This is a genomic window from Vibrio cholerae, assembly GCF_008369605.1.
In the GTDB taxonomy this organism is placed as follows: Bacteria; Pseudomonadota; Gammaproteobacteria; order Enterobacterales; family Vibrionaceae; genus Vibrio; species Vibrio cholerae.
Window position 1 is genome coordinate 201,919 of the sequence record NZ_CP043554.1, and the last position, 15,918, is coordinate 217,836.

A 15,918-nucleotide genomic window follows, 5' to 3' on the forward strand; every position below is an offset into this window, starting at 1 on the left:
AAAGGAAATGAAAAATGGCTGCTAAAGACGTACGTTTTGGTAATGACGCTCGTGTAAAAATGCTAGAAGGCGTAAACATTCTGGCCGATGCGGTAAAAGTGACCTTAGGTCCTAAAGGCCGTAACGTAGTTCTCGACAAATCTTTCGGTGCACCAACCATTACTAAAGATGGTGTATCAGTTGCGCGTGAAATTGAACTGGAAGACAAATTCCAGAACATGGGCGCACAAATGGTCAAAGAAGTCGCTTCTCAAGCCAACGACGCGGCGGGTGACGGTACAACCACAGCGACCGTACTGGCTCAAGCGATTGTGAACGAAGGCCTAAAAGCGGTTGCTGCTGGCATGAACCCAATGGATCTGAAGCGCGGTATCGATAAAGCGGTTATCGCTGCGGTAGAAGAGTTGAAAGCACTGTCTGTACCTTGTGCCGATACTAAAGCGATTGCCCAAGTAGGTACTATCTCTGCGAACTCAGACTCTAGCGTGGGCAACATCATTGCTGAAGCGATGGAAAAAGTGGGTCGCGATGGCGTGATCACCGTTGAAGAAGGCCAAGCGCTGCAAGACGAGCTGGATGTGGTTGAAGGTATGCAGTTTGACCGTGGTTACCTGTCACCATACTTCATCAACAACCAAGAATCAGGCAGTGTAGAACTGGATAACCCATTCATCCTGCTGGTGGATAAGAAAATCTCTAACATCCGCGAACTGCTGCCAGTACTGGAAGGCGTAGCGAAAGCCTCTCGTCCACTGCTGATCGTGGCTGAAGATGTGGAAGGCGAAGCGCTGGCGACTCTGGTTGTCAACAACATGCGCGGCATCGTGAAAGTGGCAGCGGTTAAAGCTCCTGGCTTTGGCGATCGTCGTAAAGCGATGCTGCAAGATATCGCGATCTTGACTGGCGGTGTTGTGATCTCTGAAGAGATCGGTCTGGAGCTGGAAAAAGCGACTCTGGAAGACCTAGGCCAAGCGAAACGCGTTTCTATCACCAAAGAAAACTCAACCATCATCGATGGTGCTGGCGATCAAGCTGCGATCCAAGGTCGTGTTGCGCAGATCCGTCAACAAATCGAAGAAGCCACTTCTGACTACGACAAAGAGAAACTGCAAGAGCGCGTAGCAAAACTGGCTGGCGGCGTTGCAGTAATCAAAGTGGGCGCAGCAACCGAAGTGGAAATGAAAGAGAAGAAAGATCGCGTAGAAGACGCGCTGCACGCGACTCGCGCAGCGGTAGAAGAAGGCGTTGTTGCGGGTGGTGGTGTAGCCCTGATCCGCGCAGCTTCTAAACTCTCTTCTCTGGTGGGTGACAACGAAGAGCAAAACGTGGGTATCCGTGTCGCACTACGTGCGATGGAAGCGCCACTGCGTCAAATCGTGAAAAACGCGGGTGACGAAGAATCAGTGGTTGCCAACAATGTTCGTGCAGGCGAAGGTAACTACGGTTACAACGCGGCAACGGGCGTGTACGGTGACATGATCGAAATGGGTATTTTGGATCCAACCAAAGTAACCCGTTCTGCTCTGCAATTCGCAGCGTCTGTTGCGGGTCTGATGATCACCACTGAAGCGATGATCTCTGAGCTGCCGAAGAAAGATGCACCAGCAATGCCAGACATGGGCATGGGTGGCATGGGCGGCATGATGTAATCATCCCCCTTAGCAGGAAAAGCCGGAGCCCAAGCTCCGGTTTTTTTATGCCGTGGTTATGCTAAAGCATGGTTAAGATTGGTCAGCATGACCAAGAACATGACCATAAACTGCGCGGAAAAATGACACAATATTCACATTACCTTATGCAAGATATGGATAATGTTGCCTAGTTTTCCCCCTTATCCATCCTGATTGGAGGTTATTTTTATGAACAAGCCGTTTGCTTTGATGGCGCTTACTGCAGCGATGGCTGCACCAGCCGCATTGGCTTCAACACCCGTTATGTTCTCTTCTATCGATAATTTCAACACGCCAGATGCGAACCAAGTTGCGGGTGTACGTTTGTCGGCACTGCACGGTAAAGTGAATGAAGTCAAAGGGGTTGATTTCTCGATTCTTGGCCTGTCTGAAACCGACAAAACCACAGGTGTGAACTTTGGCTTATTCTTCGGTGCAAGCAAAGTGAACCAAGAGATGACGGGTGCATCTTTGGGTCTTTTGAACTGGAACACGGGTAATACTTACGGTGCGAACTTAGGTTTTGTGAACCTGACTCATGATGTGAAAGGCGCGAACTTGAGCTTTGTGAACTACTCAGAAGGTAACACTCTCGTTGACTTAGGTGCGGCCAACTTCTCGAACACTTCAACAGTGCAGTTTGGCCTATTCAACAAAACGGAAAAAATCGAAGGCGTGCAGATTGGTTTGATCAACTGTGCGGACAACGGCTTCTTTAAGTGTTTCCCAATCATTAACTTTGCGAAGTAATGATGCAAAAAGCGTTGCCTAGGCAACGCTTTTTCTTTATTCAAGATGCAGATCAAGCGGTGTCTTGCTGGGCCTGCCACCGATTTCTCGAGTTAATTTCGGTACCAGATAGCCTGACACCTGCTCAATCAAGCCTGCCATAATCTGCCTTGCTTTATCATCACTGACGTAAAAATGCGCCGCGCCTTGCACCTTATCCAACACATGCAAGTAATAAGGCAGAATGCCTGCATCAAACAAGGTTTCGCTGAGCGCCACTTGTGCGTCAACCGTGTCATTGACCCCTTTGAGCAACACACCTTGATTGAGTAAGGTGACATTGACGGCTCGCAAACGGGCCATCTGCTGTTTAAGCTCAAGATTGATCTCATTGGCGTGGTTGATGTGTGTCACCAGCAGTACTTGCAAGCGGGTTTGCGCGAACAGTTCAACCAATTCATCGGTGATGCGCGCGGGGATCACCACGGGTAATCGCGAGTGAATGCGTAACCGTTTGATGTGCGGAATTGCTGCGATACGCTCCATCAGCCATGCAAGCTCATGATCTTTGGCCATTAAAGGATCGCCACCGGAGAGAATCACTTCGTTGAGCTGTGGATTTTGCGCAATGTAATCGAGGCTTTGTTGCCAAATCGCTTTACTGCCTTTGTTATCTTCATAGGGAAAATGACGGCGAAAGCAATAACGGCAGTTGATGGCGCAACCGCCTTTGACGATCAACAAGCAGCGATTTTTATACTTGTGCAGCAAGCCGGGCACGGTGTTGTTTTGTTCATCCAGTGGGTCATGTGAGTAGCCGGGATGAATCTCAAACTCGGCACTCAGCGGTAAAACTTGCCGTAAAAGTGGATCGGCAGGATTGCCTTTTTGCATGCGATCGACAAAACTTTGCGGCACCCGCTGCGCAAACAGTTTGCGCGCTTCAAATCCGTCTTGCCATGGCGAAGGATCGATCTCAAGTTGCTGCAATAATTGCAGAGGATCGGAGATCGCGTTTGCCAGCTGTTGCAACCAGTTTTGCTCAACAGAAATGACTTTTCGGGTTATGATGTGCGGCATTGATTTTAACTCGAAGATAGTAAGAGGAAAAAATGGCTACTGTTAGCACGAATGAATTTAAAGGCGGTCTCAAAATTATGCTTGATAACGAGCCTTGTGTCATTCTCGAAAACGAGTATGTAAAACCAGGTAAAGGTCAGGCATTCAACCGCGTGAGAATCCGTAAGCTGCTTACTGGTAAAGTTCTGGAAAAAACTTTTAAATCGGGTGACACAGCGGAAGTTGCTGATGTTGTCGATATCGATCTGGATTACCTGTACAACGATGGCGAATTCTACCACTTCATGAACAACAGCACCTTCGAACAGCTTGCTGCAGATGCAAAAGCGGTTGGCGAGAATGCGAAATGGTTGGTAGAAAACAACACTTGTATGCTGACGCTGTGGAATGGTAACCCAATCGCGGTCACTCCACCAAACTTCGTTGAGCTAGAGGTGACTGAAACGGATCCAGGCGTGAAAGGTGACACTCAAGGTACTGGCGGCAAACCAGCGACTCTGTCTACCGGCGCTGTCGTTCGTGTACCTCTCTTCGTACAGATTGGCGAAGTGATCAAAGTGGACACTCGCTCTGCAGAATACGTTGGCCGTGTGAAGTAATCACCTCGGTCACAAGAAAAAACCAACCTTGCGGTTGGTTTTTTTATGCGTGTAGTTTTAGCCTTGCAATCAAAAAGCTGGCCTGTTGTCAGCCAGCTTTTTGATGTTTCATGTTAGATCATGAAGATAAACACGACCGCCAGTGCGGAGATGATGGTTGCAAAGCCGTAGCAAGCGATTTTCCCTGCCACACCGGTGTGGAATTTCAAATCATGCATCCCGTGGTGAACACGGTGCATGGCATGCCACATTGGCAGAGCTAAGGTGCCGATGATGAACAGTGCACCAATGATGCTGGTTGCAAAGCTAGACACTCGCTCATAGCTCAGTGCTTCGGCATCAATCACTCCCAGTGGCGCAAGAATGCCCAGTACCAGAACGGTAATCGGGGTGATCATGGCAAACCAAGTGCCACCAGCACCAAACAGGCTCCACCATACGGGTTCGTCTGAACGTTTTGGGTTGGTATTAATCACAATAAGCTCCTTACACCACAATAAGAACAATCAGTGAGATAAAGGCCACGGCCGCCCACTGTGCTAGCACGATGATCTTTTTATCAACCAGTTTGCCGCCTAAACGAATAGGCACGACTTGTGGCATCATGCTGAAGAAGGTTTGCGCATGGAATAAGCTTCCCGCCAGCGCCACTAGGTTGATCGCAATGACGAGTGGGTTAGCCATAAAGTCCAACCAGGTTTGCCATGCTTCAGGCCCTTTCACCAAAGAACCTAAACCAACGGTGAGGAACAGGGTAAACAGGATCAATGGCAGAACCGTCGCTTCACGTCCCATGTAGAAGCGGTAGAAAGGATGATCCTTCCACCAAGTGCGTTTCATTTCACGAACATAAGGTTTACGGTTACTCATCCTTAGGCCTCCACTTTCTTCGGTGAACCATCTGGGTTCAACATCGCGATCACGAAGTCTAATGAGGACTCCACTTTGCCTTGGTTTACGGCTGCCGCTGGGTCAACGTGTTTTGGACACACTTCAGAGCAGTAACCCACGAAGGTACAACCCCAAGCGCCATTATCACCGTTAATAAGCTTCATACGCTCGGCTTTACCGTTGTCACGGCTATCGAGGTTGTAGCGGTGCGCCAGAGTGAGTGCCGCAGGGCCTAAGAACTCAGGGTTTAGACCAAACTGTGGACAAGCTGCATAACACAAACCACAGTTGATACAACCAGCAAACTGCTTGTAGCGTGCCATTTGCTCTGGGGTCTGCAGGTTAGTGCCGTCTTCAGGCTTACGATCGTTACCTATGATGTATGGTTTGATCGCTTCCAAACGCTCGATGAACGGCGTCATATCCACGATCAGGTCTTTCTCGATGGGGAAGTTGGCCAGTGGCTCGATCTTTACGCCTTCTGGGTAATCACGTAAGAAGCTCTTACATGCCAGTTTTGGTACACCATTGACCATGATGCCGCAAGAGCCACAAATCGCCATACGGCATGACCAGCGGTAAGAAAGATCTTTATCTAAGTGATCTTTCACATAGCCAATCGCATCCAGTACCGACATAGTTTCATCAAACGGAACTTCGAAGCGTTGCATGTGTGGCTCTGCATCGTTGGCTGGGTCGTAGCGCAGAATGTCCACTTTTTGAATACGTTGTGCTGACATTATTTTTGCTCCTCTACGCTTTTTCCGGCCGCTTCAGCTGCGGCAGCTTTTTCGGCTGCTTCACCGTACAGACGCGCTTTTGGCTGCGACTTGGTGATTTTCACTGGGCTGTAATCGATCTTCGGTGTTTGACCTTCTTGATAGAATGCCAAAGAGTGTTTGAGGAATTGCACGTCATCACGCTCGGTGCAACCTTCATCAAGACGTTGGTGTGCGCCGCGCGATTCTTTACGCAGAATAGCGGAGTGAACCATGGCTTCTGCCACGTCTAGACCGTAACCTACTTCAATCGCGTATAGCAGGTCAGTGTTGAACACTTTGCCTTTGTCTTTGATGCTGATGCGCTTGTAACGCTCTTTCAACTCGGCCAGTTTGTCGATGGTTTCTTGCATCAGATCTTCCTGACGGTAGATACCACAACCCGCTTCCATGGTGTGACCCATTTCTGTACGGATGGTTGCCCAATTTTCATCGCCTTCTTGCTGCATCAGTGCTGCGATGCGATCTTCAACCGCTTTGACTTGTGCGGCGATGGCTTTTTCATTCCAGCCTTTAAACTCTGCAGCGCGCTCAACCGCTTTTTCACCAGCAACGCGGCCAAAGACTACGAATTCCGCTAGCGAGTTAGAACCTAAACGGTTCGCACCATGCAGACCAACAGAAGCACATTCACCCACGGCGAACAGGCCTTTAATGCGGGTTTCACATTCGCCATTGGTTTCGATACCACCCATGGTGTAGTGCACGGTTGGACGAATTGGAATCGGCTCTTTTGCTGGGTCAACGTTCACATACGCTTTGGCCAGTTCACAGATAAATGGCAGACGTTCTTGCAGGTATTCTTCACCTAAGTGGCGCAGGTCAAGCAGTACCACATCACCCAGTGGGTGTTTGATGGTGTTGCCTTTTTGCTGCTCATGCCAGAAGGCTTGAGAAACTTTGTCACGCGGACCCAGTTCCATGTATTTGTTCTTTGGTTGACCCACTGGAGTTTCAGGGCCCATACCGTAGTCTTGCAGGTAACGGTAGCCATGTTTGTTGACGATAATACCGCCTTCACCACGACAACCTTCGGTCATCAGAATACCCGTGCCTGGTAGGCCTGTTGGGTGGTATTGAACGAATTCCATATCACGTAGAGGAACACCGTGACGGAAAGCCATCGCCATACCATCACCAGTCACGATGCCGCCGTTAGTATTGCAGTGGTAAACGCGACCCGCACCGCCAGTGGCTAGAACAACCGACTTAGCTTTAATGGTGACCAGCTCGCCTTCCGACATATGAATCGCAATCAAACCTTGGATTTCACCTTCATCAACCAGCAAATCCACCACAAAGTACTCATCCAATCGCTTGATTTGTGGGTACTTCATTGAAGTTTGGAACAGGGTGTGCAGCATGTGGAAGCCGGTTTTATCGGCAGCAAACCATGTGCGCTCAACTTTCATGCCGCCGAAGCGACGTACGTTGACTTCACCATTCTCTTTACGGCTCCAAGGACAACCCCATTGCTCCATCTGGATCATTTCGCGGGTTGCATTGGCAACAAAGTATTCAACAACATCCTGTTCACATAGCCAGTCACCACCGCCAACGGTATCGTTGAAGTGGTTATCTAGACTATCTTCATCCTTGATAACTGCTGCGGAGCCACCCTCGGCTGCGACTGTGTGAGAACGCATTGGATAAACTTTAGAAATCAGAGCAACTTCTAAATGAGGGTTTGCTTCTGCCGCTGCAATAGCAGTACGAAGACCAGCGCCACCAGCGCCGATGACTGCGATATCTGTGGTGAGAATTTGCACAGTTATCCTCCAGTGTGATTATTTTATTTTATGGACTGAGTTCGTTTCAGTACCTAGAGTTTTCAAAGTATTGATTTGGAAGTTACTGAGATGGAACTCACTGACTCAACACCTGACCACCCATTAAGTGGTAGGGGTAGTGTAGGAGAGCTTGAAGAATGAAAAATTGATTCTGTTGGGCTTTTGCTTCGGTATTGCAAACTTAAGCATACTATTTGCCCTATATGTGACTGGTGTCACAATTGAGTTTGGCTTTTTGTTCTGAAAGAGTACAATTCGTTATCTCTGTTTCTTGTGATGAGCCACTGATGACTAATTCCGATTGGATGCCGACCGCATCAATAAGCCAATTAAAACAACGCGCGACCTTGTTGCGTCAGATTCGTGAATTTTTTGCTGAGCGCAATGTGCTGGAAGTCGAAACGCCAGCCATGAGCCACGCCACGGTGACGGATATCCATCTGCACACGTTTAAAACGGAATTTGTCGGGCCGGGGTATGCCAAGGGCAGCGCGCTGCATTTGATGACCAGCCCTGAATTTCATATGAAGCGTTTGTTGGCCGCGGGCAGTGGTTGTATTTACCAGCTGGGTAAAGCTTTTCGTAACGAAGAAAATGGCCGTTACCACAATCCAGAATTCACCATGTTGGAATGGTATCGGATTGGTTTTGATCACCATGCTTTAATGGATGAGATGGACGCTTTATTGCAATTGGTGCTGCGTTGCGGCAGTGCCGAGCGAATGACTTACCAAGAAGCGTTTTTGAATGTGCTTGGCGTTTGCCCAATCGAAGGGGAGATGCGTGAGTTAAAGCAAGTGGCTGCAACGCTGGGTTTAAGTGATATCGCAGAGCCTGAAGAGGATCGTGACACCTTATTACAACTGCTGTTTAGCATTGGGATTGAGCCTAAAATTGGCCAAATCACACCAGCATTTGTGTATGATTTTCCGGCTTCACAAGCGGCGCTGGCCAAAATTAATCCGGCGGATCCGCGCGTGGCTGATCGCTTCGAAGTCTATTTTAAAGGGATTGAGCTCGCGAACGGCTTCCATGAATTGGATAACCCTGCCGAGCAGTTAGCCCGTTTTAAAGCAGATAATGCCAAGCGTTTAGAGATGGGATTGACAGAGCAACCGATTGATTACCATCTGATTGCGGCGCTGGAGGCCGGTTTGCCAGAATGTGCTGGGGTGGCTTTGGGTATTGATCGTCTGATCATGTTGGCGCTTGGCGAGGATCATATTGATAAGGTCACTGCCTTTCCGTTCCCTCGAGCCTGATCGGATTCTCAGTTTGCAACATATTCACCCTGTTCAGGCCCAGTTTTAACGAGGTAAGCGCTCGCGTCATGCTGCCAACCTCGTTATACTCCTTGTCTGATTTGAATCCCCATTGCAAGAGCACAGGATATGCAAGAGTACATTGAGTTTTTTCAGCAAAATATGATCCTTTCACTGGCTTGGATCGGTATTTTGGTCGCGTTAATCGCCAGCATCTACAAATCGGCCACCGCGGCTTATCAAGAAGTCACGGCCACCCAAGCCACTCTGTTGATTAACCGTGAAAACGGCATCGTGGTCGACATCCGTAGTAAAGATGAATTCAAACAAGGCCACATTACCGACGCAATTCACATTTTGCCGTCAGACATCAAGGCGGGTAACTTGGCTGGCCTTGAAAGCCATAAATCGAACCCCATTATTGTGGTATGCAAAACAGGTCAAACCGCACGTGAAAGTGCAGATTTACTGACCAAAGCCGGTTTTGAGAAGGTCAATCTTCTTAAAAATGGCTTGATTGCTTGGAATGAAGCTAACCTGCCTTTGGTACGCGGTAAACGCTAAATCCTTAGAGCACCCCGTCGGCGCTGGTGAAAAGATCAGCGCTTGACGCTCAGAGTTGTGATATCTACCACGTAATGGCTTGCCCACCTAGTGATCGCACACACTCTCAGTTAGTCTCAGGACACATTGACCTTTGAACCGAATTATCTGAATTAAGGATGAAATCATGGCTGAAGCAGCACAAGCCCCACAACAACAGTTTGCTATCCAACGTATCTATCTAAAAGATGTCTCTTTTGAAGCGCCAAGCTCACCAGTGATGTTCCAAAAAGAGTGGAACCCAGATGTCAAACTGGATCTCGACACGCAAAGCCGTGAACTGGGCCAAGGCGTTTACGAAGTGGTACTGCGCCTGACAGTGACTGTGAAAAACGCAGAAGAGACCGCATTCCTGTGTGAAGTACAACAAGCGGGTATCTTCAGTGCAGAGCAGATGGAAGCAGGCCAATTGGCCCATTGCTTGGGTGCTTTCTGCCCGAACATCCTGTTCCCATACGCACGTGAAACCATTTCAAGCCTAGTGGTGAAAGGTACTTTCCCACAACTGAACCTTGCTCCAGTTAACTTTGACGCGCTGTTCATGAACTACCTGCAACAGCAAGCTCAAGAAGGCGCAACGGCGAACGCATAATTCGCGCGATTGAGTTTTCAGTAAGAATAAAATGCACAGCGCCACCGCGATGTGCATTTTTTGTTTATCACTCGAGTATTGGTTTTTGCACTCTTTATCTGAGACAGCCTTGGCGAAGAAGGTGCAGACTGCAATAGCCTATGTTTGGGTATAGAATAGAGCACAACTTCGTTATCGATAGGCGGAACAATGAGCGAAACACAGAACCACAATAGCTACGGAAAACCTGTTGAAATGACCGTGATAGGTGCGGGCTCCTACGGTACCTCACTGGCGATCTCTTTGGCGCGCAATGGCGCAAATATCGTCCTGTGGGGACATGATGCAGAGCATATGGCGCGCCTTGACGCTGACCGCGCTAACCATGAATTTTTGCCCGGAATTGCTTTTCCTGACACTCTGATTGTGGAAACTGACTTGCAAAAAGCGGTGCAAGCGAGCCGTGATCTGCTGGTGGTAGTGCCTAGCCATGTGTTTGGTATCGTGTTGAAAAGTTTGCAGCCACACCTGCGTGCGGATAGCCGCATTTGTTGGGCAACCAAGGGGCTAGAGCCTGAGACTGGACGGCTACTCCAAGATGTCGCCCATGATGTACTTGGTGATAGCTACCCCCTTGCGGTGCTTTCTGGTCCTACTTTTGCCAAAGAGCTGGCGATGGGGATGCCAACCGCGATTTCAGTGGCTTCGCCGGATGCGCAATTTGTATGTGACCTGCAAGAGAAAATTCACTGCAGCAAAACTTTCCGTGTGTACGCCAACAGTGACTTTATCGGTATGCAGCTTGGCGGCGCGGTAAAAAACGTGATTGCGATTGGTGCGGGGATGTCCGATGGTATTGGCTTTGGCGCGAATGCGCGAACCGCTCTTATCACTCGTGGCTTGGCGGAAATGAGCCGCTTAGGCGCCGCTTTAGGCGCGCAGCCGGAAACCTTTATGGGTATGGCAGGATTAGGTGATTTAGTGCTGACTTGTACTGACAACCAATCGCGTAACCGCCGTTTTGGTTTGGCACTAGGTCAAGGTAAAGATGTGGATACCGCGCAAACCGATATCGGCCAAGTGGTTGAAGGGTATCGCAACACCAAAGAAGTGTGGATGCTAGCGAAACGCATGGGCGTTGAGATGCCGATAGTTGAACAAATTTACCAAGTATTGTATCAAGGAAAAGATGCGCGACTCGCCGCTCAGGATTTGCTGGCACGAGATAAGAAGATGGAGCGTTAATCCGCAGCGCAAGAGATGGAATTGAATCGATAGGGTATAGCTTGCCCTATCTTGATTAGGACTGAGTAAGTAATGAAACAGTGCGCACACACCAAGGTTTGGCAAACTATTGTCGCTGAAGCTCGCGAGCAAGCCGAGCAAGAGCCGATGCTCGCCAGTTTTTACCATGCCACCATTATTAAGCATGACAGTTTAAAAGCGGCCTTGAGCTATATTCTGGCCAACCGTTTGAACACTGCCTCCATGCCTGCGATGGCAGTACGAGAAGTGATTGAAGAAGCGTTTGCTGCCGATCCGAGTATCTCAGAAGCGGCGGCGTGTGATATTTGCGCGACAGTCAACCGCGATCCTGCCGTCTCTATGTACTCAATGCCGCTACTTTACCTAAAAGGCTATCACGCTTTACAAGGCTATCGGGTGGCTAACTGGTTATGGCGACAAGGGCGTAAGGCGCTCGCGACCTATTTTCAAAATCAGATATCTGTAGCATGTCAGGTGGATATTCACCCTGCTGCGCGTATTGGTCGCGGCATCATGCTCGATCACGCGACGGGAATTGTGATTGGTGAAACCGCCGTAGTAGAAGATGATGTATCGATTTTGCAGGACGTCACGCTTGGCGGTACAGGTAAAGAGTGCGGCGATCGTCACCCGAAAATTCGGGAAGGGGTGATGATTGGTGCGGGCGCGAAAATCTTAGGCAACATCGAAGTTGGAGAAGGGGCGAAAATTGGCTCGGGATCGGTCGTGTTACAAGCTGTACCGCCCCATACCACAGTCGCTGGAGTACCTGCTCGTATTGTGGGGCGGCCACAATCGGATAAGCCTTCTTTGGATATGGATCAGCAGTTTAATGGTCGTTCACAGACGTTTATCGGCGGTGATGGTATCTAGAGGCTCTCTCTATCTCAGCTCTCACGGTATTTAAGTGCTCATTCCGCGCTTGAGCAAAAAATAAAAAGGATGATGGTGACATCATCCTTTTTTACATCGGCAGGTTTGGCTTGGCTTATGCCATCGCGTTCAATTCTGCCAACACTTCGTCCGCCCATTGAATCCATGCTTGGCGAACCAGTAAATTACGACGTAGCGTTAAACGCTCTAAACGTTGCTGCTTGTCTAACACGGCTGGGTTAGCGTAATAAGCGGCTTCGATTTCCTGATAGTGAGCGACCAGTTTACGCGATTCTTCAACCAGTTCAGCCAGTTGCAGACGGTAAGGTTCTGCCGATTGTACTGAACAAGCCATCAATTTCGCACTAAACTCATCACGCACGGTTGGGTGTGCGGTTGGTTGATCAAACCACTCACCTAAAGCGCTGCGGCCAGCTTGGGTTATAGAATAAACCTTGCGATCTGGTTTGCCTTCCTGTGGTTCCAGAACACAAGTCACTAAACCCTGTTCCCCCATTTTATTGAGTTCACGATATACCTGCTGATGGCTGGCTTTCCAGAAGTAGCCAATGCTAGCAGAAAACTCTTTGGTTATATCGTACCCGGTTGCATCGCGTGTGCTAAGAACAGTAAGGATAACGTGTGGTAATGACATGTCTTCAATCCAAAAATTAAGTCAACATAAACTTCTATCTAAACGGTTGTTGTGCTTCTAATGGCACGCATATCAACGCATTTAAATACCTGCAGCGCAAAATTCGGCTGCTTATGTCACCTTATAAAGCCGGTTATCACCTAGAGTGGCGTATGTCTTTGCATACTTTAACTGTGAGATTGCTTTACATTACTTATCACAGAGGGAACGTAGTATATCTAAATAATAAGCATAAAGTGGAATACAAATATGCTGATTAGTCGAAAAACTGACATTATTCTCAATAATGCAAAAATGTAAAACAAAAGGCCACAAAGTTGTGACCTTTTAGTTTTTTATACTGACATTTAGCGATTTGTTAACCAGTATTGCGCATTCCCGCCGCAATTCCCGCAATGGTCACCATCAAGGCTTCTTCCAGTTCTGGAGCAGGAAGTTCTGATTGACGGGTGCGATACAGCAGTTCTGCTTGCAGCATATTGAGTGGTTCAATATAGATGTTACGCAGACGAATCGACTCTTGTCCCCAAGGATCGCTTTGCATCAGGTTCTCGTTGTTCTCAACGTTCAGCACAACTTTAATGTCTTGCTGTAATTGAGCACGCAATTTTTCACCCAATGGACGCAAAGTCGGTTCAACAAGTCGCTCATCATAATGACGCGCGATGCTTACACTGCATTTGGTGTACACCATTTCCAGCATGCCAAGGCGAGTTGAGAAGAATGGCCATTCGCGGCACATCTCTTCAAGTAGCGCTTGGTGTCCTTCATTAATGGCAATTTGGATCGCTTCACCCGCACCTAACCAAGCAGGAAGAATGAGACGATTCTGGCTCCATGAGAAGATCCATGGAATGGCTCGCAGGCTCTCGACTCCACCAGTAGGATTACGTTTGGCGGGTCTGGAACCCAATGGCAGCTTGCCGAGTTCTAATTCTGGTGTGGCTTGACGGAAGTAAGGAACAAAGTCTGGTTCACCACGCACGACTTTTCGGTAAGCATTACATGAAATTTCCGACAGAATATCCATCAGCGCACGCCATTCATTTTTAGGCTCTGGTGGGGGGAGCAAGTTGGCTTCCAAAATAGCGCTGGCGTACATGTTAAAGCTGTTGACCGCCACTTCTGGTAGACCCAGTTTAAAGCGGATCATTTCGCCTTGTTCGGTTACACGCAGACCGCCCTTCAAACTCTTCGGTGGCTGAGAAAGCAGTGCCGCGTGTGCAGGAGCACCGCCGCGACCAATTGTGCCGCCGCGACCATGGAATAGAGTGAGTTCGATCCCCGCTTCTTCGCCCACTTTCACTAGCGCTTCCATCGCTCGGTATTGCGCCCAGCCTGCCGCCATCACCCCCGCATCTTTGGCGGAATCGGAATAACCAATCATCACCATTTGGTGGTTCTGAATAAAGCCGCGATACAGATCAATGTTCATCAGTTGACGGATCACCGATTCTGCATTGTTCAAGTCATCTAAGGTTTCAAACAGCGGGCAAACATCCATACGATAAGGGCATCCCGCTTCTTGCAGTAGCAGGTGCACGGCGAGGACATCCGATGCAGTACGTGCCATCGAAATCACATACGCACCAAACGCATCTTTGGACTGCGCAGCGATGATCTTACAGGTATCCAACACCTCTTTGACTTGAGGCGACGGTTGCCAATCACGTGGTAGCAGTGGGCGTTTCGAGTTCAGCTCTGTGGTCAGGAAAGCGATTTTATCTTGCTCGCTCCACTGATTGTAATCGCCGATGCCGAGATGGCGGGTCAGTTCCGAGATCACTTCTGCATGGCGTGAGCTCTCTTGACGAACATCGAGGCGAACCAGATGCACGCCAAAGGCTTTAATGCGGCGCAGGGTATCGAGCAAGGAACCATCTGCGATTACGCCCATGCCACACTCATGCAGTGATTGGTAACACGCGTAGAGCGGTTCCCACAATTGATCTGCGGTTTGCAAAGGGGCTTTTACTGCCAGTTTTTGGCCGTTGAGTTTTGCATCAAGAATTTCAATCGTCTCTTGCAGCAAGCTTCGTACTGGCTTGAGGATGGCGCGATAAGGTTCGTGCTCTTCGCCAGCTAAAGCGCGTACGGCTTCATTACACTTGGTCATCGAAAGTTCGCTGACCAGTTCATTGATATCGGTGAGATACAAATCAGCTGCTTTCCAGCGTGACAGTAACAGCACTTCGCGAGTGATAGTGTGGGTCACAAAGGGGTTACCATCGCGATCTCCACCCATCCAAGATGAGAAATGCACAGGGCGTGCATCAATCGGTAAACCTTCACCTAGGTAAGATTTCACCTGTTCATCTAACTCACGCAAAAACTCAGGGACGGCGTGCCACAATGAGTTTTCTACGACTGCGAACCCCCATTTGGCTTCATCTAATGGCGTTGGCCGCTGCTGACGAATCACATCTGAATGCCAACTTTGGGCAATTAATTGCTCAAGGCGGCGCTCGGTTTTATGGCGCTCTTTCGGAGAGAGGTCGCTGAGCTCAAGTTTGGATAGACACTCGTTGATTTTGACCAGTTTGTTGATCATGGTGCGACGAGTGATCTCAGTCGGGTGAGCGGTCAATACCAGCTCAATGTTGAGATCGCGAATGGCTTGCGCCGTATCGAATTTACTGACCGACTTCTGCGCCAGTTTAGCAAACAGGCTACCAATCGCATCCAACTCATTCACGTGGCTTTCACAGTGGCGTGAGATGGTGTGATACTGCTCGGCAATATTGGTCAGGTTCAGGAATTGGTTAAAGGCACGAGCCACGGGAGTCAGTTGGTGGTTAGGAAGATTTTTGATCTCTTCGATCAGCAGCTCGCGGTCTGCTTGGTTGCCCGCTCGGGCAGATTTGGAAAGTTTTCGGATGGTTTCCACTTTCGCTAAAATAACGTCACCATCGGCGGCTTGAATTGTCTGGCCGAGTAGTCGTCCTAACATGCTTACGTTACTTTTGAGCGCAGCGTATTTTTCGTTCATTGTCATCCTGCCTTGAAAAAAAATTACATCCAATGTGAGTTCAGTTAATTACACAATCTTGACTATTTTGTCCAGTGGACTTGCGGATAAGACTAAGATTCCATTTATTGTCATCCGCATTGGTGCAGAGATTGTTTAACTAAAAACACCAAATTATTGAA

At 48.8% G+C, this 15,918-nt stretch carries 15 protein-coding genes; 8 read left to right on the plus strand and 7 right to left on the minus strand.

Going from position 1 to position 15,918, the window contains the following annotated elements:
- Positions 1 to 14: 14 nt before the first annotated feature.
- Together groL and F0316_RS01005 are read left to right on the plus strand one after the other, a co-directional pair.
- Positions 15 to 1,649 carry a chaperonin GroEL gene (gene groL / locus F0316_RS01000; RefSeq protein WP_149560148.1) on the plus strand — a complete coding sequence of 545 codons (1,635 nt, stop codon included), beginning with the start codon at positions 15 to 17 and terminating at the stop codon, positions 1,647 to 1,649.
- Between the two features lie 210 nt (positions 1,650 to 1,859).
- On the plus strand, positions 1,860 to 2,420 hold the full coding sequence (locus F0316_RS01005; protein WP_001039513.1) for a VC2662 family protein: 561 nt from the start codon (positions 1,860 to 1,862) through the stop codon (positions 2,418 to 2,420).
- Positions 2,421 to 2,456: 36 nt separating this feature from the next.
- Here the strand turns inward: F0316_RS01005 and epmB are convergent, their stop codons facing one another.
- Positions 2,457 to 3,479, minus strand: a complete 1,023-nt coding sequence (gene epmB / locus F0316_RS01010; RefSeq protein ID WP_148502389.1) for an EF-P beta-lysylation protein EpmB — start codon at positions 3,477 to 3,479, stop codon at positions 2,457 to 2,459.
- A gap of 32 nt (positions 3,480 to 3,511) precedes the next feature.
- On the opposite strand from epmB, the gene efp reads away from it, so the two are divergent.
- Complete coding sequence (efp, locus tag F0316_RS01015) at positions 3,512 to 4,078, plus strand: elongation factor P (RefSeq protein ID WP_000246893.1); 567 nt, start codon at positions 3,512 to 3,514, stop codon at positions 4,076 to 4,078.
- Positions 4,079 to 4,191: 113 nt separating this feature from the next.
- Here efp and frdD read toward each other — a convergent pair whose 3' ends face one another.
- Genes frdD through frdA form a run of 4 tightly spaced genes read right to left on the minus strand, consistent with a single transcriptional unit; the run spans position 4,192 to position 7,517 of the window.
- Positions 4,192 to 4,554: a fumarate reductase subunit FrdD gene (gene frdD / locus F0316_RS01020; RefSeq protein ID WP_000611152.1), complete on the minus strand. Its 363-nt coding sequence runs from the start codon at positions 4,552 to 4,554 to the stop codon at positions 4,192 to 4,194.
- A gap of 10 nt (positions 4,555 to 4,564) precedes the next feature.
- Positions 4,565 to 4,948 carry a fumarate reductase subunit FrdC gene (gene frdC / locus F0316_RS01025; protein WP_149560149.1) on the minus strand — a complete coding sequence of 128 codons (384 nt, stop codon included), beginning with the start codon at positions 4,946 to 4,948 and terminating at the stop codon, positions 4,565 to 4,567.
- Between the two features lie 2 nt (positions 4,949 to 4,950).
- Positions 4,951 to 5,709, minus strand: coding sequence for a succinate dehydrogenase/fumarate reductase iron-sulfur subunit (locus F0316_RS01030; RefSeq protein WP_001276017.1), 759 nt, complete (start codon positions 5,707 to 5,709; stop codon positions 4,951 to 4,953).
- A complete protein-coding gene (gene frdA / locus F0316_RS01035; RefSeq protein ID WP_001166594.1) occupies positions 5,709 to 7,517 on the minus strand; it encodes a fumarate reductase (quinol) flavoprotein subunit in 1,809 nt (602 codons plus the stop codon). Before frdA ends, F0316_RS01030 begins: the two co-directional genes overlap by 1 nt.
- Positions 7,518 to 7,825: 308 nt before the next feature.
- Between frdA and epmA the strand changes: the two genes are divergently transcribed.
- The 5 genes from epmA (at position 7,826) to cysE (ending at position 12,113) form a co-directional block, all read left to right on the plus strand.
- The gene (gene epmA / locus F0316_RS01040) at positions 7,826 to 8,800 is read left to right on the plus strand and encodes an elongation factor P--(R)-beta-lysine ligase (protein ID WP_000185038.1); all 975 of its coding nucleotides are present in this window, start codon (positions 7,826 to 7,828) and stop codon (positions 8,798 to 8,800) included.
- A 129-nt stretch (positions 8,801 to 8,929) separates the two neighbouring features.
- Entirely contained in the window at positions 8,930 to 9,364 is a 435-nt protein-coding gene (locus F0316_RS01045) for a rhodanese-like domain-containing protein (RefSeq protein WP_001158897.1), read from the plus strand.
- A 166-nt stretch (positions 9,365 to 9,530) separates the two neighbouring features.
- The gene (secB, locus tag F0316_RS01050) at positions 9,531 to 9,995 is read left to right on the plus strand and encodes a protein-export chaperone SecB (protein ID WP_000796512.1); all 465 of its coding nucleotides are present in this window, start codon (positions 9,531 to 9,533) and stop codon (positions 9,993 to 9,995) included.
- 189 nt (positions 9,996 to 10,184) lie between these two features.
- The gene (gene gpsA / locus F0316_RS01055) at positions 10,185 to 11,219 is read left to right on the plus strand and encodes an NAD(P)H-dependent glycerol-3-phosphate dehydrogenase (RefSeq protein ID WP_001898334.1); all 1,035 of its coding nucleotides are present in this window, start codon (positions 10,185 to 10,187) and stop codon (positions 11,217 to 11,219) included.
- Positions 11,220 to 11,291: 72 nt separating this feature from the next.
- On the plus strand, positions 11,292 to 12,113 hold the full coding sequence (gene cysE / locus F0316_RS01060; RefSeq protein ID WP_000806519.1) for a serine O-acetyltransferase: 822 nt from the start codon (positions 11,292 to 11,294) through the stop codon (positions 12,111 to 12,113).
- Positions 12,114 to 12,228: 115 nt separating this feature from the next.
- Here the strand turns inward: cysE and F0316_RS01065 are convergent, their stop codons facing one another.
- Both F0316_RS01065 and ppc read right to left on the minus strand, forming a co-directional pair.
- Positions 12,229 to 12,768: a PadR family transcriptional regulator gene (locus F0316_RS01065; protein ID WP_000056565.1), complete on the minus strand. Its 540-nt coding sequence runs from the start codon at positions 12,766 to 12,768 to the stop codon at positions 12,229 to 12,231.
- Positions 12,769 to 13,126: 358 nt separating this feature from the next.
- Positions 13,127 to 15,757, minus strand: a complete 2,631-nt coding sequence (gene ppc / locus F0316_RS01070; RefSeq protein ID WP_001003595.1) for a phosphoenolpyruvate carboxylase — start codon at positions 15,755 to 15,757, stop codon at positions 13,127 to 13,129.
- Positions 15,758 to 15,918 lie beyond the last annotated feature (161 nt).